Origin of the sequence: Caldicoprobacter sp. (assembly GCF_047459465.1) — a bacterium.
Lineage (GTDB): Bacteria > Bacillota > Clostridia > Caldicoprobacterales > Caldicoprobacteraceae > Caldicoprobacter.
The window spans coordinates 1-18433 of record NZ_VSCO01000023.1 but is presented as its reverse complement, the minus strand read 5'-3'; the positions used below and the strand labels follow the sequence as shown (position 1 = coordinate 18433).

17 protein-coding genes are annotated in these 18433 nt (G+C 46.1%); all 17 read right to left on the bottom strand.

Annotated elements, in window-relative coordinates; genetic code table 11:
• A partial coding sequence (locus FWJ59_RS02865) for a competence/damage-inducible protein A (protein WP_414480484.1) occupies nucleotides 1-836 on the bottom strand: 836 nt, incomplete at its 3' end.
• 17 nt (nucleotides 837-853) lie between these two features.
• On the bottom strand, nucleotides 854-1390 hold the full coding sequence (gene pgsA, locus FWJ59_RS02860) for a CDP-diacylglycerol--glycerol-3-phosphate 3-phosphatidyltransferase (protein ID WP_414480483.1): 537 nt from the start codon (nucleotides 1388-1390) through the stop codon (nucleotides 854-856).
• Nucleotides 1374-2708: a 30S ribosomal protein S12 methylthiotransferase RimO gene (rimO, locus tag FWJ59_RS02855; protein ID WP_414480482.1), complete on the bottom strand. Its 1335-nt coding sequence runs from the start codon at nucleotides 2706-2708 to the stop codon at nucleotides 1374-1376. Before rimO ends, pgsA begins: the two co-directional genes overlap by 17 nt.
• A gap of 19 nt (nucleotides 2709-2727) precedes the next feature.
• Entirely contained in the window at nucleotides 2728-4983 is a 2256-nt protein-coding gene (locus tag FWJ59_RS02850) for a DNA translocase FtsK (protein ID WP_414480481.1), read from the bottom strand.
• A 129-nt stretch (nucleotides 4984-5112) separates the two neighbouring features.
• Nucleotides 5113-5952: an undecaprenyl-diphosphatase UppP gene (gene uppP / locus FWJ59_RS02845; RefSeq protein ID WP_414480480.1), complete on the bottom strand. Its 840-nt coding sequence runs from the start codon at nucleotides 5950-5952 to the stop codon at nucleotides 5113-5115.
• 130 nt (nucleotides 5953-6082) lie between these two features.
• Nucleotides 6083-6307 carry a YlzJ-like family protein gene (locus FWJ59_RS02840; protein ID WP_414480479.1) on the bottom strand — a complete coding sequence of 75 codons (225 nt, stop codon included), beginning with the start codon at nucleotides 6305-6307 and terminating at the stop codon, nucleotides 6083-6085.
• On the bottom strand, nucleotides 6304-7047 hold the full coding sequence (locus FWJ59_RS02835) for a ClpP family protease (protein ID WP_414480478.1): 744 nt from the start codon (nucleotides 7045-7047) through the stop codon (nucleotides 6304-6306). Before FWJ59_RS02835 ends, FWJ59_RS02840 begins: the two co-directional genes overlap by 4 nt.
• Before the next feature lie 132 nt (nucleotides 7048-7179).
• A complete protein-coding gene (gene dapG / locus FWJ59_RS02830) occupies nucleotides 7180-8400 on the bottom strand; it encodes an aspartate kinase (protein WP_414480477.1) in 1221 nt (406 codons plus the stop codon).
• Between the two features lie 29 nt (nucleotides 8401-8429).
• Nucleotides 8430-9020, bottom strand: coding sequence for a dipicolinate synthase subunit B (locus FWJ59_RS02825; protein ID WP_414480476.1), 591 nt, complete (start codon nucleotides 9018-9020; stop codon nucleotides 8430-8432).
• The gene (gene dpsA / locus FWJ59_RS02820) at nucleotides 9017-9919 is read right to left on the bottom strand and encodes a dipicolinate synthase subunit DpsA (protein WP_414480475.1); all 903 of its coding nucleotides are present in this window, start codon (nucleotides 9917-9919) and stop codon (nucleotides 9017-9019) included. Before dpsA ends, FWJ59_RS02825 begins: the two co-directional genes overlap by 4 nt.
• Nucleotides 9920-10251: 332 nt before the next feature.
• Nucleotides 10252-10632, bottom strand: a complete 381-nt coding sequence (locus tag FWJ59_RS02815; protein WP_414480474.1) for a dUTPase — start codon at nucleotides 10630-10632, stop codon at nucleotides 10252-10254.
• 617 nt (nucleotides 10633-11249) lie between these two features.
• A complete protein-coding gene (locus FWJ59_RS02810; protein WP_414480473.1) occupies nucleotides 11250-12416 on the bottom strand; it encodes a Ger(x)C family spore germination protein in 1167 nt (388 codons plus the stop codon).
• Nucleotides 12403-13509, bottom strand: coding sequence for a GerAB/ArcD/ProY family transporter (locus FWJ59_RS02805; RefSeq protein WP_414480472.1), 1107 nt, complete (start codon nucleotides 13507-13509; stop codon nucleotides 12403-12405). The genes FWJ59_RS02810 and FWJ59_RS02805 overlap by 14 nt, the downstream gene beginning before the upstream one ends.
• Complete coding sequence (locus tag FWJ59_RS02800) at nucleotides 13506-15107, bottom strand: spore germination protein (RefSeq protein ID WP_414480471.1); 1602 nt, start codon at nucleotides 15105-15107, stop codon at nucleotides 13506-13508. The genes FWJ59_RS02805 and FWJ59_RS02800 overlap by 4 nt, the downstream gene beginning before the upstream one ends.
• 142 nt (nucleotides 15108-15249) lie before the next feature.
• Nucleotides 15250-16575 carry a DUF1015 domain-containing protein gene (locus tag FWJ59_RS02795; protein ID WP_414480470.1) on the bottom strand — a complete coding sequence of 442 codons (1326 nt, stop codon included), beginning with the start codon at nucleotides 16573-16575 and terminating at the stop codon, nucleotides 15250-15252.
• A gap of 91 nt (nucleotides 16576-16666) precedes the next feature.
• A complete protein-coding gene (locus FWJ59_RS02790) occupies nucleotides 16667-17287 on the bottom strand; it encodes a hypothetical protein (RefSeq protein WP_414480469.1) in 621 nt (206 codons plus the stop codon).
• Nucleotides 17288-17393: 106 nt separating this feature from the next.
• Nucleotides 17394-17741 carry a cupin domain-containing protein gene (locus FWJ59_RS02785; RefSeq protein WP_414480468.1) on the bottom strand — a complete coding sequence of 116 codons (348 nt, stop codon included), beginning with the start codon at nucleotides 17739-17741 and terminating at the stop codon, nucleotides 17394-17396.
• Nucleotides 17742-18433 lie beyond the last annotated feature (692 nt).

Genomic DNA, 18433 nt, shown 5'->3' with positions numbered 1-18433 from the left:
GTACAGGATTCGGCCACAGCTAATGTCAAACCCTTCTCCTTAAGCAGTTTGGCTACCACCGTCTCCAGGCGATCATCGTCTACGCCATAGACGGCCTCACCGAGGCGCCTACGTATTTCGTCTTCAACGGGTTTTATCAGCTCAAGGGGGTCTTGGGATCGATGGCACTTAACCGTCAATCTAAGGGTAACTTCGCCATAGGATGCTAAAGGCGCAATGGTTGGATTGCTCTGATTTTCAAGCAGATCCTTTATCATCTCTTCTACAGCCGATTCCCCGATGCCGTATATTCTGAGGATCCTTGAGAAGATCGTCTGGTCTTCTTTTCGGGTTAAATAGGGGATTACGTGGTTCTCAAACATGGGCTGCATCTCATAGGGAGGTCCTGGCAATATGATAAAGGTTTTCCCATCCCTTTCTATAATAGCCCCCGGAGCTGTTCCTACATCATTGGGAAGGACGATAGCTTCTTTGGGAAACATGGCCTGCTTTAGATTGTTTTCGGTCATGGTTCTGCCTCTTTTTGAGAAATACTCGCGTATAGCCTGCGCGCTGGGCTGATGGAGGACAAGCTCCAACCCTAAAAATTCAGCAACCGTCTCCTTTGTAAGGTCATCCATGGTGGGACCCAATCCGCCCGTGGTGATTATGATATCTGCTCGCTTGCACGCAATCTCAAGAGCACTCAGTAAGCGCTTTCTGTTATCCCCTACCACGGTATGGTAATACACGTTTAAGCCTACCGATGAGAGACGTTGAGATATATACTGGGCGTTGGTATTTGCGATCTGGCCCAGCAGCAGTTCGCTACCCACGGCAATGATCTCGGCATCCATAGCATTTCTCTCTCCCTTTATTTGCTAAGTATATCGAAGTTTTTATAGATATAATCTATGCCCGATACTATAGTAATGATGACGGCTAGAATCAGGGCTATCCTGTCAAAGGGAAAACCTATCCATTTGAACGGCATGTTGTCCAGCATGACAGCCACTATAGCCACTATCTGAGTGATGGTCTTGGCCTTACCCCACCAACTGGCTGCTATGACTATCCCCTCCGAAGCTGCCAGCACCCTAAAGCCCGTGATGATGAATTCCCTGGTTATTATTATAATGGCCACTACAGATGATATCTTGCCCATTTCTACCAGAATGACCAACGCTGCAGTCACCAAAATCTTGTCGGCCAGTGGGTCGATAAACTTGCCAAAGTTGGTGACTTCATTCCTTTTTCGGGCTATATACCCGTCCACCGTATCGGTACTGGCTGCCACGATGAATATAAGCGCTGCTATTACGTTGCTGTAAGGAAAGTCCGAAAGCAAAAGGACCATAAAAATGGGCACCAGCATTATCCTCACAATGGTTATCTTATTTGCCAGATTCATAATCTTCCCCCAACAAATCATATTCATATGCCTTGGTTATCTTGACATTCACAAAATCGCCGGCTTTAAGCGGCCGGTCGCTTATTACAAACACCTGTCCGTCTATCTCAGGCGCTTCGCCGTACGATCTACCAAAATATACGCCTTCCGAGCTTGTTCCTTCTATCAAGACCTTACAGATCTGGCCTACCCTTTGGCGATTCAGCCTTTTGGATATCTTCTGTTGTATGCTCATCAAAGCGTCTCGGCGGGCTTCTTTTGTCCTTTCATCCACCTGCCCAGGTAACCGGGCGGCTGGCGTTCCCTCCTCTTTGGAATAGGGAAATACCCCTACCCTATTGAACTGATATTCTTTGACGAAATCGAGCAATTCTTGAAATTCCGCATTACCCTCGCCCGGAAATCCCACGATGAGCGAGGTGCGTATTATTATGTCGGGTATCCTCTTTCTCAACTTTGCAAGAAGGCTTTTGATCTGTTCCGGATCAGCAGGCCGGTTCATCTTTCTGAGTATTTCGGGGTGTATATGCTGTATAGGTATATCTATATAGTTGCACACCTTTTCTTCCTGGGCTATAGCATCGATAAGCTCATCGGTAACGCGGTCGGGATAGCAGTAAAGCAGGCGAACCCATACAAGCCCAGGGATTTTGACCAGCTCCTTTATCAGTCTGACCAACGATACATCCCCTTTTAGGTCCTGGCCGTACCTGGTTAAATCCTGGCCCACCAGTATTATTTCCTTTACTCCCCTATCAACCAAAAGCTGGGCTTCCTCCAGCACATGGTCCATCGGACGGCTGACGTGGGGACCTCTGAGCTGTGGTATAACGCAATAAGTACAGCGGTTGCTGCACCCTTCCGATATCTTCAAGTAAGCGGTATAAGATGGGGTAGTAAGCACCCTTGGTATGCCGTTGATATCGGGAAACCTGGGATTATCCACAGCCACCAGGCGCTCATGCTTTGACTCGCACCGGTTGATTACGTCCAATATTTCGGTGAAACGGCCGGTGCCTATGACAGCATCCACTTCTGGAATCTCGTTTATGATCTCCTTAGAATACCTCTGGGCCAGGCAACCGGTCACGATGAGCAGCCTACACTTGCCCATCTTCTTATATTGGGCCTGCTCCAGTATGGTTTCCACCGATTCCTCTTTGGCCGGATCTATGAAGCCGCATGTGTTTACTATTATGACATCCGCTTCTTCAGGCCTGTTGACGATGGAGTGGCCAGCCCGAAGTAGAAGTCCAAGCATGACCTCAGAATCAACCCTGTTTTTATCGCAACCTAGAGAAACCATTCCTACCTTCATGTACTAAATCTGCATCCTCCTATTTTACGTCCTTATACAGCCTTTCAAACTCCTCACGGGTTATGAGCACGTTTCGGGGTTTGCTGCCCTCAAAACCGCTGACTATTCCCCTGGCTTCCATCTCGTCTATAAGCCGGGCAGCACGAGCATAACCTATGCGGAGGCGCCTTTGCAGCATGGAAATAGATGCCTGACCGGCTTCTATGACGATCTCTATGGCTTCGGGCAGCAGCTCATCGTGCTCCTCCAAGTTAGGCTTTTCCTCATCGCCTTCAATCTTCTCCATGGCCTGGGCATCGTAAACGGGGGCGGCATTTTGGTTTTTAATGTAATCGACCACAGCTTTTACCTCTTTTTCGGATATGAAGCATCCCTGAACTCTTATGGGCTTGTTGACGCCAACGGGGTAAAACAGCATGTCGCCGCGCCCCAGCAGCTTTTCAGCGCCGCCCATGTCCAAAATAGTTCTCGAGTCAACCTGAGAAGATACTGCGAAGGCGATGCGAGAAGGAATGTTTGCCTTTATAAGCCCGGTGATCACATCCACCGAAGGCCTTTGAGTGGCTATTACCAGATGAATGCCGGCTGCCCGCGCCATCTGTGCAAGGCGGCATATGGCATCTTCCACTTCGGAAGGCGAAACCATCATCAGGTCAGCCAGCTCGTCTATGATCACCACTATCTGCGGTAAACGCTCATCCTCGTTTTCCACCATGCTGTTGTACCCTTCTATATCCTTCACCCCGGCATCAGCGAACAGGTTGTAGCGCGAGGTCATCTCCTGCACCGCCCAGTTGAGGGCTCCTGCTGCCTTTTTGGGATTGGTCACAACTGGTATGAGCAGGTGGGGTATTCCGTTATAATGGTTGAGCTCCACCACTTTGGGATCCACCATGATGAATTTTACCTCCCGGGGTGAAGCCTTGTAGAGTATGCTTATGATGATGGTGTTGATGCACACGCTTTTGCCGGAACCCGTGGCTCCGGCTATGAGCAGGTGCGGCATTCTAGCGATGTCGGCGATGACGGCCTTACCGGCTATGTCTTTGCCCAAAGCTACCGCCAGCTTGGATGGATGAAAGATGAACTCATCCGAGCCCAGTACCTCCCTCAATAAAACGGGGGATACGTCCCGGTTGGGTACTTCAATGCCGATGGCCGCTTTGCCCGGGATGGGCGCTTCTATGCGCACCGAAGGGGCTGCAAGGTTTAGGGCTATGTCGTCGGCTAGGTTGACAATCCTGCTCACTTTGATCCCTGGAGCCGGCTGAAGCTCATATCGCGTAATGACCGGCCCCCGGCTTATATGCGTAACTTTGGCGCTGATGCCGAAATTGTGTAATGTCTCTTCAAGCAGCTTGGCGTTATTCTCTGCCATTTTGTCCTGCTCACGGTCATTGGCGCTTGTAGGTGGCAGCCTCAACAGGTCCAAAGGTGGGATTATATATCCTCCTTTTTGCATGTTTTCGACAATCACGCTTTCAGTTTGAGCCGCCTGAGCCTGCACGTTGTCATGCTGGTGGCCAGGCGGACCATCTTGCCTATCCTTTCCTTTTGGCTTCTTTGCTTTGGGTCGCCACGATGTATCATCCTTTTCTTTAAACGCCTCATCAAGGGGACGAAGGTCTTCATCCAGCTTTTTTTTGAATTCCTCTACAGGAATTACCTCCCCCACAAAAGGCTTACCCTCTTTTTTCCTGGCATGCTGTCTGTGAAGTATGGGTTTTATGGTGCCATATACGTTTTGGCCCACATCCTTGAGGGAGAGGTTGGTCAGCAAAAGCAAATTTACGATGACAAAAGCGCCCAAAAGCACATAACTTCCTGCCAATCCAAACAGCTTATATACAGCAAATACAAAAGGGGCCACCAGGGCGCCGCTGCCTTTGACCTGTTGCCCTTTGGCATAGGAGGAATGTACAAAAGCTTGGATGCTACCCCAATCAAAATATCGAAAATAGGATATATGGATGATGGACATAATAAAGGCAACGGTGAAAACGATGAGCAGTATTTTGAGCCTGTTCACCCTTTTGCGATAGGCGATTATGGTCAATACGCCAGCTGTAACCAGCAGTAGGGGGATGGTGTAACCGACAAGGCCGAAGAGTCCCATCACTAGTTCCTTAAGGTATTTGCCTACCATGCCGGCCTGATCAGTATATATGCTTATAAAGGCGAAAAGGCCTACTCCAATTATCAGCACTCCTGCCGCTTCGTAGTATATTTGCCTGTCGTTTTTTGTACTCCTTTCCTTTTTTTTATTCTTCGACATCCGAGATCACCCATGTATTGATATTCTACACCATCCCTCTAAATTCCTGCTATGAATTTGCCTGAAGTTTCCTGTCATTAGGCTGAGGTCATAAAACCGATACTGGAGAAGCCAAATTTAACGGGCAGTTTACGCAGCAAACCACGTATATAGTATACTTAGGATGCCCACCGCCCAGCAATAATAAGAGAAGTAGTTGAGTTTCCTCTTCTGTAGCACCGAGATTAAAAAACGAATGGCTAGATAACCCGAGACGGCAGCAGCAACAAATCCTGCCAGGACGGGCATGACCTCGTGTAAGGCCGATGCGCCTTCAAAAACGTCCTTGCCTTCAACCACCACTGCACCCAGTATGGCCGGAATGGACAGCAAAAATGAAAAGCGCGTGGCCAATTCGCGATTCAATCCCCTGATGAGCCCTGCAAAGATGGTGGAACCGGAACGGGATATACCTGGGGTAATGGCCAGCCCCTGAATGAGTCCCACCGTTACTGCATCTCCTGCGGTCATGTGCTTTATATCTTTCCTGCCGCTTACTATGCCATTGGCTATCCACAACAATATGCCAGTCACGATGAGGGCGTAGCCTACAAAATCGGCAGTTTCAAACAGCCTTGAAAACAAGTCATTGAAAACCAATCCGATGATGGCAGTAGGTACGGTAGCTATGATTATCATGACCATGAGGACTCTATAAGGCCTTGAATAATCCAGTAACTTTGGTCTTTTGCCCTTTATGAAATCGCCTATTAGTATAAAAAATTCGCTAATGAGATTCAAAACATCCTGCCAGTAGTATATGAGCACTGCAACGAGGGTTCCCAAATGGAGCATCACATCAAAAGCCAGATCAGCTCCCTGAATGTTGAAGATATCCTGCGCTATGACCAGGTGCCCTGAGCTGCTGATGGGCAAAAACTCGGTAAGGCCCTGCAGTATCCCCAGAAGAATTGCATACAGAAGATCCAAGGAATCCGCCTCCCCTACCCAAATAATGAACGTTATCATTATATCACTCTTTACCCGAGAACGCCATATGAGATTTACAATAACGGATAAGCCCAGGTAAAGGAATATTTACCTGGGCTTATGAAGAGGCCTATATTTTAGGATCTAGCTGTATGATGATCCCCGGCTGCAACCGAGGGTTTAAATAGTCAAAGGGGTTGGTGCTCAGAATCCGGTTGATTTGGTACTTCCCTTCTCCTGCCGGCAAGACTTCTAGCTTTACGTTATTCCATTCTATAAGGCGGGGAGTCGACCTGGTTTGGGCTGTATAATCGCTGAAGATGTACTGGATTGGAACGATGGTATGCAGTATCAATGTGGCCCTCCTCCTTCGTTTTGAGATATTAGCTCCCTGAGCTTCAATATGGCTTCTTTTACGCCTCCCACATAGTCTATTATGCCATAGCGTACCGCCTCTTCTCCTATGAGTACTGTTCCCACATCGCTTGACAGCCCGCCGGTCCCTTTGAGCAGCTCGTTGAGCTTCTCTTTGGAGATCTTTGAGTGACGTACAATGAAATCCACCACCCTATCCTGCATCCTGTTTAGGTATTCGTAAGTCTGTGGTATTCCCACCACCAAGCCTGTCATGCGAATGGGGTGGATGGTCATGGTGGCGCTGGGGGCAATAAAGGAACAATCGGCGCTGACTGCCAGAGGAACTCCTATGCTGTGCCCTCCGCCAAGGACCAAAGATACCGTAGGCTTGGACATGGTGCTTATCATTTCTGCTATTGCGAGGCCTGCCTCTACATCGCCGCCCACCGTGTTTAGGATGAGCAACAATCCCTTGATATTTTTGCTCTGCTCAATAGCCACCAACTGAGGGATAACGTGTTCATATTTGGTGGTCTTGTTTTGAGGCGGCAGCATTATGTGCCCCTCTATCTGACCCACTATGGTCAGGCAGTGAATATCGCTGTCCAGCGCTGGAGGAGCAGATGCGACGCCAAATTCCTTTATGTTTTCTGCCTGAGAGTATGGGAAAGCGGGTCCCTCATCGGCATTTTGAGACTGTTGGGATTGTACACTCAGATTTTCGCTCTTGTTCAACATATTATCCTCCATAAACATATGGGATTTCTTATGCTCATCATTGTCTTATCTGGTAAACATTAGCAAGACCAATGGCCTCTCTCTTAAGATTAGTATTTCCCAAATAAAAAGAAAGATGAGCCCAAACCGGGCTCATCGAGTATGCAACTTAAACTCGTCATGTAGAGCTACCAGCGCTTTTGCCGTATCTTCTCCCTTTATAAGGCAGGAAATGGTGGTATGGGAATCGGCGGTTTGAAGCACATGCACTTGGTTTTTGTGCAAGGCTTTTATGATCCTTGCCATGACCCCCGGGACCCCTCTCATCCTGTTGCCTATAGCCGATATTTTGCTACAATTGTATACTGCCGAGTATGAACAGCCGAGCTGTTCGAGAATTGTGGTAGTTTTAGCTGAGTCATCGCCATCTATGGTGAATATCATCTTATTGGGGAACACGTTGATAAGATCGATGCTTATGCCATTTTCGGCCAGACGGTTTAGGACCGTATTTTGTAGCTCCAGATTTAGGTTCTCGATGGTAATCTGGGTCCTATTGAGCATGTGAGATATAGCGGTAATTACCTGGTTCGGATCATGCTCTATAGTCTTGAGGTAATCGCTCTCGTAGTACGATGAGACCATGGTACCGGGGCCATTGCCATTGACGTTTTTGATGATGAGCGGTATGTTGCAGCTCATTGCTATTTCAACGGCCCTGGGATGAATGACTTTGGCTCCCTGGTCAGCCATCTGAAATACCTCGGAATAGGTTAGGTGTTTCAGCACTGTGGCGTTGGGCACTAACCTGGGATCAGCTGTCATGATGCCGTCCACATCGGTATATATCTCTATAAAGGAAGCAGCAAGGGCTTTGCCCAGTGCTGCAGCTGTGGTATCGCTGCCGCCCCTGCCAAGGGTAGTTATGTCGCCGCTTTCGGTAACTCCTTGAAATCCGGCTACAACGGGTATTTTCCCCATCTCCAGGTACATGTATATTCTATCAGGCTGAACCCTTAGTATGTTGGCATTGCCATAATTGTTATCGGTGATGATACCCGCCTGACCACCGGTTAAAGCCACGGCCTCATATCCTTTAGCCCTTAAAGCGTTTACCATGACTACGCTGGAGATGATTTCACCACATGACATGAGCAGATCCATTTCCCTGGGGTGGGTATCCACGCATTCGTTTTTAGCTAGGTCTATCAGAGTATCGGTGGCATAGGGTGCACCTTTTCGCCCCATGGCAGATACCACCACTACAGGATAATAACCGCTTTTTTTGGCGTTTATGACCTTTTGTACAGCTTTGGCCCGCATCTCCAGAGTGGCCACAGAAGTACCTCCAAATTTTTGTATCACTATCTTCATGTTCAATTCCTCCATGTTTTAATTATATCTCATTCCTTTTTCTCTATAAATATCGGTTGTATCTGCTTCCCTTCAAGTGCAAGAAGCACGGTATCTATTATCTTATCCATATCGGCAATTAAGGAGTTGGGCTTGTTTTGCGGATCATCCTGGTAAAATGGTACCACATATATGTTTTTTACATTCATGATTTGCCCCAGGTTTTTAGCGTTGTTGCCCAGAGCGTCATTGGTGGATATGGCTACCACCACTGGCCTTTGATTGCGAAGGTGTGCTTTGGTTGCCATTAGAACGGGCGTATCGTTGATGCCATTGGCCAGCTTTGCTAGGGTATTCCCAGTACAGGGTGCTATGACCACTACATCCAACAGCTTCTGGGGGCCTATGGGTTCAGCGTTTACTATATCGGCAATGACTTTACGTCCGGTAATGCTTTCCACCTTTTGCCTAAAATCAGCTGCTGTGGTATACCGCGTATCGGTTGATGCAACAGCATAAGAGAATATGGGGTATACCTCGGCGCCTTCATCTACCATTCTCTGTAGCTGTATAAGCACCTTATCGAAGGTGCAGAATGACCCGGTTATGCAAAAACCTATTTTTATACCTTTCAGCCTCATGCCTTTAACCCCCTTATTATACCAAGTTTTTGAGCTCTTTCAAGCACTTCTTTTATTACGCTGTATACAATTCTTCCAGCAGTTTTAGGTGCTACTATGCCCGGAAGGCCAAGTTCCAGGTAAGCCCTGATGCCTAGCTCCTTTGCGGCTTCAAAATCAGTTCCGCCTGGCGCAGAAGCAAGGTCGATGATGACCGCTTCCTTATTCACTTTTTCGAGCCTTTCGCGGGTAAGCACCAGGTATGGAATGGTGTTGAATATCACCTGCTGTGATCCCAAAATGGAATCCAACTCGTCGATATGGACACCGTTATAGCCATTTTCGTATATCCATGCCAGGTCCTCCGGCTTACGCGCTTCCACCGTCACCCTGGAGCCTATGCCCTTGAGCATTCTGGCCAAGCACTTGCCAATCCTTCCATAACCCAGTACAAGTACGTTTGCCCCGTGAAGGGTTATATCAGTCTTCTCCATGGCACGCTGTATTGCGCCTTCAGCCGTCGGGATGGCATTAAGTATGGCAAAGGTTTCTTCTTCCAGAATATCGAAAAGGTGTAAGTTCTTTTTCTCAGCCAGCTGCCTGATGTCATTGTCGGCTTTGCCTAGAATGATGATGGTTGATGGGTCAACCTTTTCCATGACCTGCTCCAGGGTTATGGACTGCGAATCATAGGTTATGTTTATATAGCCATGCCTGTTTTTATACGGAATTGGAAGTATAAGGGCATGGCAGACAAAACATTCCTCATCCAAATCCTTGTGTAACTTTATGTTAGCGTTGGTTATATCCTTAAACCCTATTGCTTTTACGATGAAGCCGTCCTTTGACGCCATGTTCATGGCTTCAACTTGTCTGGCATCACCACCTATAAAGGTAAGTATGAGTTGACGGTCGGACATTGGATCGCCTCCTTCCCGCTAATACATTGTATGAAACAACGTTGAATATAGTGCAGGATAGCCTGTAGAAAATACTGCCGTATACATGGCGTTATTATCTTAAACATAATAAAAAAACTCCTCCCTATGCTTTTTGTATTCTAACATAGGAGGACACCATATTTTTCTATTATTACTTTTTCTGGTAAAAACACATAATAAAAGAGTTCCTTTCTGGTTTTGCGTTGTTAGTCTCGTCCAGAAAGGAACTCTTTCATTAACGTCATACTTGCCATGTTCCCATCCTATGACCAATTACCATTCTTTTGATGGTATCAAATTCGTTTTAGGCATTAAAGATTATCGTTTCTGGGCAGCTCCCATTCGTAACCGGTTTTTTTGGATTGCCCCTTCTGCCTGGCAAAGTTTTCCCGATTTTTCGTAAGGTAAGCTTGATACAGGTCGTCGGCAGTAATCCCAACTTTTAGGCACATACTGATGAGAAAATGGAGTATATCCACCAGCTCTTCTTTGATAGCGTTGTAGTCTATCTCCTTGGGATTTTTCCACCACTTGAAATTGACTTCATTGAGAAGCTCGCCCAGCTCTGAAACCATGGCCAGCACTTCCTTCTGTATCCACTCTTCCGGTTTGATATGCTTAAGGTTGCGCTTTTCAATCAAAGCTTCATCAAATTGGGCCTGCAGCTCAAATATGTGTTCAAGCTTATCCACATCCATTACCCCTTTGCTGTAATTTAATTCATGCCTTCCACAACCTTTGAAAATGTAGGCATTCTCAAGGATTTAGAGCATCACGGCAATGGCGTTAAGTAGCCTACCTGCCTGCATAAAGTTAAACGAGAGCCAACACCATATCTCTTCAATTAAATTATACCATATAACAACCGCATCCTGGCATAAGTATTTTTGTAATATTTTTGTGTCGTTGCGCCTGAGGGACAGATGGTTCGAAAGCTTTTCTTGAAGAAAGGCATAATCGATTCCTAGATCGCAATGCAATTTTCCGCAGAAATTGACGTTTTCAGAATCGATCAGCCGAGGATATTTTGTACAACGCCGGGTAATAATTAAAAAAGAGGTGCTTTAGCCTGTTTAAGTCGAGGGGAGAATGCTATGGGTCTATTTTCGACGATATTGAATATTTTAATGACGCATTATTTTTCGTTATTAATGATTTTCTCCAGCTTAATTCTTTTCGTAGTTTATGGGCTGGAAGCGCCTGGTAAGTTTCCTAGGGAACAGAAGATCGCAAAATGGTGCAGCTTGGCATATCTGGCAATCGCTGTGCTTTTCTTTATTGTTTCCAGATTTGCAGGATAAGATAACGATTATTTGATTACTCCCACTCTTCTTAGCTTTACGTCCACCTCCATTTCGAGGGATGAGTTGACAAAATACTCCTTCCATCTATCCTTATTTTTTTCCCAAAAATCCGGATAGTAGTTTTGTACCCTTCGCCCCAGCTCTATACAATCGGTTCTTAAATCATTTACCAGCTTATCAAACACCTCGCTACAAGAACGTGTAATTTTTTGTTTCACCAAATCTTCCACTTGGCGAATAAGGGTCATATCATAAGTATTGAACTTTTCGTTTTGAATCTCACCTATATCCCCTTCTACGTCCATTTTGACTTTGAAGATAAACCTGTTGCCGTCTAGAACAGGTTTTATGGATACTTTGTTGTTGGTGATATTAAATACAAAATCTCCCGTTTTAATCTTATCGCTGGAAATATCTATAATTCCCTTGGCCGGTTGGCCGTGAAGCCATTTAAGGCCCATGACCTCGGACCCAGTGAGCCATGCCACCAGTTTATCGCCGCTAAATACCCCAGCGCCCTGAACAGTTAGGGTATCCTTTTTCAACACAATGCTGGGCAAACATACATCCAGCTTTCGTATAAAGTGCCTCTGCATTTTTCCAAAATCCATAGGCATAAGCACCATTAGATTTCGTTTTTCGTTTTCGTCTAACAAATCGCTGATGTATTGCGATGTGCTTTTAACGGTTTTGGGCTGTACTTTAAAAACTTCGCTGGCTTTTCCTTTACTTACAGCTACTTTAGTGCGCTGCCTTATCCTGGAATCTCTGAAGAAAAAGTCGATATACTTGCCAATTCCTTTCGTTGACAGCTCCTCTCCAAAAACTACCACCTGTAAATGGTCGTAATTGGGCACTTGATTGAGGGTGGACATGAGCGTCTGTTCTGCCATCATCAAATTCTTTGCCTCTATGCTGATATTTAACGTAGATGCTCCTCCACCCCCTCCTTCGCCCTGTCCGCTTGCCACCAGCATATCGGCTGGCAGGGCTATTTGATACGTTACCATAATCCTTTCCTCATCTCCTTCTACGTCCTTTGAGAGGTCCAACCCTATTCCCAATATGAAGGCATTGGTTTCTATTTCCACCATATCCCAACAGCCCGTCATGATAAAGGCGATAATAATGGCGATTACCGCTGCTGCGATATACTTTTTATTTACCCTCATTCTCTAAACTTTCCCCCTTTTTAAGTATGACAGCCAGTACGTAGAGTACTATCACTGCAGCCAGTAAGGCCAAACCTATGTAGCTGACATACTGCGAGAATACGTTTATCTCCTTAATGTTTTGAGGCAACAAGGCTAGCACGTATATTATGGGCACAATTAAAAGTATAAAAGGTTTGTAATTCCTAAGCCCCAGCAGCTTTGTTATTGAAACAGAAGAAAGGTATAAATAGGAAGACACCGTCGTATAGGCCCCTAGCATCAAAAAGATCATAAAGAAGATATCGAATCTTTCTGCGAAACCTCCGGGGAATTTAATGTACCTGGCCAATTGAAGAGTGGGATATAGGGAACGGGCAACCGCTTCAACCCCAGCAGTGCCCACTGCGACTGCCACAAATAGCGAATATATAAAGATGGAAGGCAGTATGCCCCACAAGCCATATTTTACGACCTTGCTGGTGTCCTGAGCATATGGCGTAATGAAGAGGAGCACTTCAAAGCCTAAATAAGATATGGTCAAGTGGGGGACGGCATAAAGCCACTGGGATATATTCTGCTTAAAAGCGGGTAGCAGCTCTTCAAAATTGAAATTTTCAAGGGATAATACGATAACCAGAAGCATGGTTCCGATTACAAGGGGTTCAAACAGCTCGCATATCTTAGCTAGGGAGCTAACGCCGTTGAGGCACAGGTAAACCGCCGCGAACAAAAAGGTAATTATCAATACTTCCAATGGAGTATTTTTAAGTAACAGTACTTTTACGGCATCGCAAAACAGCCTTAAAATCACGCTTACTACGCTTATGAAATAAAAAAAGAATATAAATCCCAATATCTTGGCCGGGATAAGGCCTATTATCTTCCTGCTGTATTCCATTATGGTGTCATTTGGAAATCTTCTGGCCAACAGTGCTACTATAACCAGCACCAGTGCCATTAATGCTCCGGTAATAAACGTAGCAATAAATCCACCCGCTTTAGCCAATTCGGCAGCAGTACGGGGTAGAGTCAATACAGTTACCCCTATAATGGCCGAGGATACCATGAACGTTATTTGTATGTTGCTCAACCAGTCACTTCTTTCTTTCATCGAACTTCCTCCTTGACAGGGTCTTGCTGCCGTCTATCGATATCTATGGGATACGTGCTGGTAGGCCTTCGCTTCATGATCTGTGTGGGTAAACGTATGAAAAAGTCCTTCCAGTCTTGATACCTCATAGGCGCCTGTGGCGTCATGTAGCTTACCCCAAAGCTCTTTATGGTTACCAAATGGACGTTTAAAATAATGAATCCGAGTATGACGCCATATATGCCAAAAACAGCAGCTAACACGATAAAGGGAAAGCGAATCAACCTAATGGCCAGAGCAGCGCTGTACGATGGAATGATAAATGAGGCTATAGCGGTAATGGCCACCACGATTACCATAATGGGGCTGGTAATTCCCGCTCTGACGGCCGCGTCCCCTATGATCAAACCGCCAACTATGCCTATGGTTTGGCCGATGGCCCGCGGTAGCCTGGCTCCCGCTTCCCTGAGTAGCTCAAATGTAAGCTCCATAAGAAGGGCTTCCACAAAAGCCGGGAAGGGTACGGTGGCGCGGGCGGCAGCAACCGATATTACCAGGTTGGTGGGGATAAAGCCAGGGTGAAATGATACGATGGCTACATATATTGCCGGCGTTAGCGACGCTAAAACAGCTCCGCTCCAGCGCAAAAGTCGAATGAAGGAAGCCAGTATCCAGCGTTCATAATAGTCTTCAGGACTTTGAAAAAACTGATAAAATGTAGCTGGAACAATAAGGGCATAAGGGCTGTTATCCATCAATATGGCCACTCGGCCTTCTGCTAGGCTGGCTGCCGTCTTATCAGGGCGTTCGGTAACCTCGATCTGCGGGAAATAGGTGAGATAATTGTCCTGGATATACTGCTCTATTTGGCTGCTATCCAAGAATATATCCACATCTATTTGGTTAAGTCGCCGCTCTACCTCCTCCACCAGTTCTTGGCTGGCCACTCCTTTGATATATGCATAGGCTACATCGGTTTTGCTCCGTCTGCCAATCTGTACGGATTTTATTACCAGGTTTGGGTCCTTGATCTTTCTTCTAAGCAAGGCGGTATTTACCCTTAAGGTTTCGGTAAAGCCCTCCCTGGGTCCGCGAATCACCACTTCCGATGGAGGTTCCTGTATGCTTCGCTGGGGCCATCCCCTGGCGTTGGCTATCAGGATCTTATCAAATCCGTCGATTATGACGGCCACTTCACCAGATAAAACGTACAAAAAAGCATCGTCTAAGGTTTTTGCCTCTTTTATTTCCCCTACCGCTAAAGCATGAAGTTTGACGATTTCGAATATCCTATCTGGCTGTATGGGCTGGTTTAAATTGGTTTCTAGCAAGGCAATCTGATGCATCATAGGTTTCAAAATTTGTTCATTGATCACAGTAACGTTGACCAGCCCATCGACATACACTAGGGCGCATGGTATGCTTTGGGTCCCTAAACTAAATTCGCGGAATACTACGTCGCTGCTGTCCTTCAAGAAAGCCTTAAACTTTTCCAAATTTTTACCGATTTCCTTATCCAGAGTCAGGTCCACCTGTTCCTCGCTCTTTAGCTTGGGCGGATTGTTCTCTTCCATCTTTTTTCTGTTTTTGGGATTGGGAGAACCTTCTACGTACTTCATATTCCCACTACCTCTCAAATCATCAAATTGTAATGCTTTTGGGCTATATCTAAGTAATAGAATACAACATGTGCACGCTATTTATTCAGCATGATGAAAAAACGGCAGGACTATAATCCTGCCGTCTGTAAGCCGCTCGCTGTTAGAATTTGTTTATCACCAATCCTGTCAGCAGCTTAGGATAAAAGTAAGTTGATTTTTGCGGCATCTTTTCTCCGGCCAACGAGACCTCCTTTACTTGCCTTACCGATGGAGCATTGACGAAGAACGCCATCTGGCACTTGCCCTCTTCTACCCACTGTGCCCCCTCCATCAAATCATGAGTATAGGTGATAAACTCCTGATTTGCCATCTGCTCCCTCCCTATCCCCAGCAGGGGTTCCAACAGCAATGTATGGAGAATTGTGACGTCTAGACTCCGATATGATATATGGTGCTGGGGCAATCGCTCATTTACGGATTCCATGCTCTTGAGCGTCAAAATATAGCAGCTTCTCAAATTTCCGTCGTAGAATACGAAGCTGTGGCTGCCTTTTTGGGTAAGCAGGCTTTCCATTTCATCTGCCCGCTGCTTTAAGGTTGCGCCCGATAAAGCATGCTCCTCTACTATGAAGTCCTTGCTCGCTCTTTTTAGAAATTCCTCCTTTGAAAAGCCCTCTATGCCGCTTATTATTCTGTGTGTGGGAAGTATGATGAGGCCAGGATCCTCCATCTCGACTATCATCATCATGACAAAGTTGTAGAGCTCGTCGCCCGTGTGATACGGATTTTGAGCCATGCGCTGATTGCGATATGTAAGGGCTGTCTCGTACCGGTGATGGCCATCGGCGATATACAGCTTCTTATCTGCCATGCACTCCTGGATTTGCGCTATCAAGGAATGGTCGGACACAACCCACAGCCTATCGATAATGCCCGGAATGGCCTCGACTTCTATATCAGGGGAATGAGCATCAATATGCCGTTTGAGTAGGTGCGGGATAGCTTTCTCGGGATCGTCATAGAGAGCAAATATCTGGCTGAAGTTTGCCTGGCAGGCCTGCATAAGTCGTAATCTATCGGCCTTTGGCTTGGAAAGGGTATTCTCATGGGGCAGTATGACGCCCTTCGAGAAATCCTCCAACCTCACCAGGCTTATAAATCCCGTGCGAGTATATTTATTTCCGTTTGGAAGGCCAAACTCTTGTTGGTAAATGTAAAACGAAGGCTGCCTTTCTTGAACCAGTACCTGCTTTTCTATCCAATCCTTGAGATATGCTGCAGCCCTGGTATATTTGTTGTTGAGTTCATCATCTTCGGGCTCTTCCTTCCCCAGCTCCAGCCGAATTATATTGTACTGGCTGATTTGGTAAAATCGATCCTGCTCGCTCGGCGATATCACGTCATAAGGAGGAGTCGTCACCTTAGCCAGATCGCCTATCTTTGAAGCGTTGTAACGGAAGCCTTTAAAAGGTATAACCTGTGCCATGTTTCTTACACCCCTACAAATTTTTTAATACTCATTTTATATTATCTTTACCATGGCGTCAAGAAAATGGCACAGGTTATACCCCTACGGCCTAATCCCTGTCCTTCAAGCTGTTGAGGTAATCGATGAGGTCTGAAGCTTCCTGCTTGGTCAGGGCTTTGCTCTCGGATTTGTGATATCTCTGCTGCAGTATCTCTTTCATCTGTCCTTCGGTATATCCCAGTGCATTGTATATGGCATAAATTGCCCTTCGCTGTGCATCGGTGATAGGTTCTTCACGGGTAGGAGTTTTAACCTCCTTGTCCCTGGATTCCACAGGGCTGTCAACCACACTCTCGCCCTCTTCCAGCTCTGGCGCAAATGGGGTACCGTATCCCAAAGCCGCCAGAGCACGGCCATAGGCCTTGGTATATGCCTTTTCTATATAGTCCTTAAAGTCATCTCCCGTTTCAGAACCTACCCCTATTTCAACATTTCCCCTACTATCGGTCACTTCGAGTTCGAAATAGGCAAACCGGTTATGGGGGTCTATGATCTTATCCCGGATGACGGTCTTGGTCCCCTGTTTGTTTTCATTGCGAAACCATACCATCCGCCACTTGACCTCTAGATAATCGGCGTAGTCGGTTTCCCAATCGTTTATCTTGGGATTCCAGCGACGGATGGGAAGTTTGGTCAGGTGTTCTTCCGGATTGAAAGTTCCACCTTCCATTATATATCAGTGCTCCTTTGCTTTTTGTATTGTGTTCATAACGTTTGTATTTATTATGCGAAGATGTATACGAAAAAACACTGATATATTTATGGAAACGATGGAACTATGAATCCAGCGCGATGACGGCAATCAGCTCCAGGGGTTCATCGTCGCAGTTTTCAACCGAATGCCCCTTCCCACCTCCTGTAAACATGGCATCCCCTGCTTCTACGTAATGTATGGTACCGTCGTCGCTCACTTTACCCCTGCCCTTTAGGAAATAGAACATCTCGGTTTCACCGTCATGTTGATGGAACCCTATAGAACATCCCTTCTCCAGCGTTATCTTTGCAAAGAGGCGGACTTTTGATGGCAACTGCCCTTTCCCTATATGGGTAATTTTAACGGTGCCATTTCCTCCCCTCATTTTTTCCCTAAGTTCTTTTTCCATTTCATGGGCTTTAATGATCATACTTCATCCTCCCCTTTTGTTGCTTTTAACAAAATAATGCAAAGTAAAGTTTTGTTGTGAAAAGAGGTAAATTATTTTGCAAGGCGTTTTTGCAGCCAATTGAAAATCCCAAATTTTATCGTATTTAAAAATTATTTTATCACATTTTCTAATTTATCTCCATCACGTGAAGATTAAATGTATTAGCGCTAAAAAGCTAAAATGGTCGCCTCGGTTTCATAAAGGTTTAGTTTAAAAAAATATTTATGCAGCGCATAAATCGTTTTAAAGTGGTTAACCTAAATAGCGAAAGGGCACGTAACGGTTGAGCCCAGATCCATATACGCTCGGTGAGGGCGTATATGGGTCGGCCAAAGATTGCATACAGGTCCCGTCAGGCCTGTATGCAGTCGGCGGGCAGATTCCGTGGGGCGGGGAAAAGTTTTATTGCAGTCGAAATCTTTGATTGCAATAAGATTCCAACCTGTCTCACGGGGTCGAGCGAAGATCATACAGGGTGCCGAAGGTGATTATACTAACGGTTCTGTGCAGCCGAGAGGTTGCACAGGGCTGTGCAGGTATCCTGTATGGTCGAACGAACCATCACGACAGGTGATGACCTGTTTGGTCATGGTCCTAAATACGGCTGGTTCGTATTTAGGATCATGGCTGGATAGTAAGTTACCTGTCGTGGTGCAAGGTAGATCGTTACG

Bases quoted from the DNA above. Each gene is read 5' to 3' on its own strand.
- pgsA (WP_414480483.1), bottom strand. From the start codon at position 1,390: ATGAATCTGGCAAATAAGATAACCATTGTGAGGATAATGCTGGTGCCC.
- rimO (WP_414480482.1), bottom strand. From the start codon at position 2,708: ATGAAGGTAGGAATGGTTTCTCTAGGTTGCGATAAAAACAGGGTTGAT.
- FWJ59_RS02850 (WP_414480481.1), bottom strand. From the start codon at position 4,983: ATGTCGAAGAATAAAAAAAAGGAAAGGAGTACAAAAAACGACAGGCAA.
- FWJ59_RS02835 (WP_414480478.1), bottom strand. From the start codon at position 7,047: ATGTTGAACAAGAGCGAAAATCTGAGTGTACAATCCCAACAGTCTCAA.
- dapG (WP_414480477.1), bottom strand. From the start codon at position 8,400: ATGAAGATAGTGATACAAAAATTTGGAGGTACTTCTGTGGCCACTCTG.
- FWJ59_RS02825 (WP_414480476.1), bottom strand. From the start codon at position 9,020: ATGAGGCTGAAAGGTATAAAAATAGGTTTTTGCATAACCGGGTCATTC.
- dpsA (WP_414480475.1), bottom strand. From the start codon at position 9,919: ATGTCCGACCGTCAACTCATACTTACCTTTATAGGTGGTGATGCCAGA.
- FWJ59_RS02810 (WP_414480473.1), bottom strand. From the start codon at position 12,416: ATGAGGGTAAATAAAAAGTATATCGCAGCAGCGGTAATCGCCATTATT.
- FWJ59_RS02805 (WP_414480472.1), bottom strand. From the start codon at position 13,509: ATGAAAGAAAGAAGTGACTGGTTGAGCAACATACAAATAACGTTCATG.
- FWJ59_RS02800 (WP_414480471.1), bottom strand. From the start codon at position 15,107: ATGAAGTACGTAGAAGGTTCTCCCAATCCCAAAAACAGAAAAAAGATG.
- FWJ59_RS02795 (WP_414480470.1), bottom strand. From the start codon at position 16,575: ATGGCACAGGTTATACCTTTTAAAGGCTTCCGTTACAACGCTTCAAAG.
- FWJ59_RS02790 (WP_414480469.1), bottom strand. From the start codon at position 17,287: ATGGAAGGTGGAACTTTCAATCCGGAAGAACACCTGACCAAACTTCCC.
- FWJ59_RS02785 (WP_414480468.1), bottom strand. From the start codon at position 17,741: ATGATCATTAAAGCCCATGAAATGGAAAAAGAACTTAGGGAAAAAATG.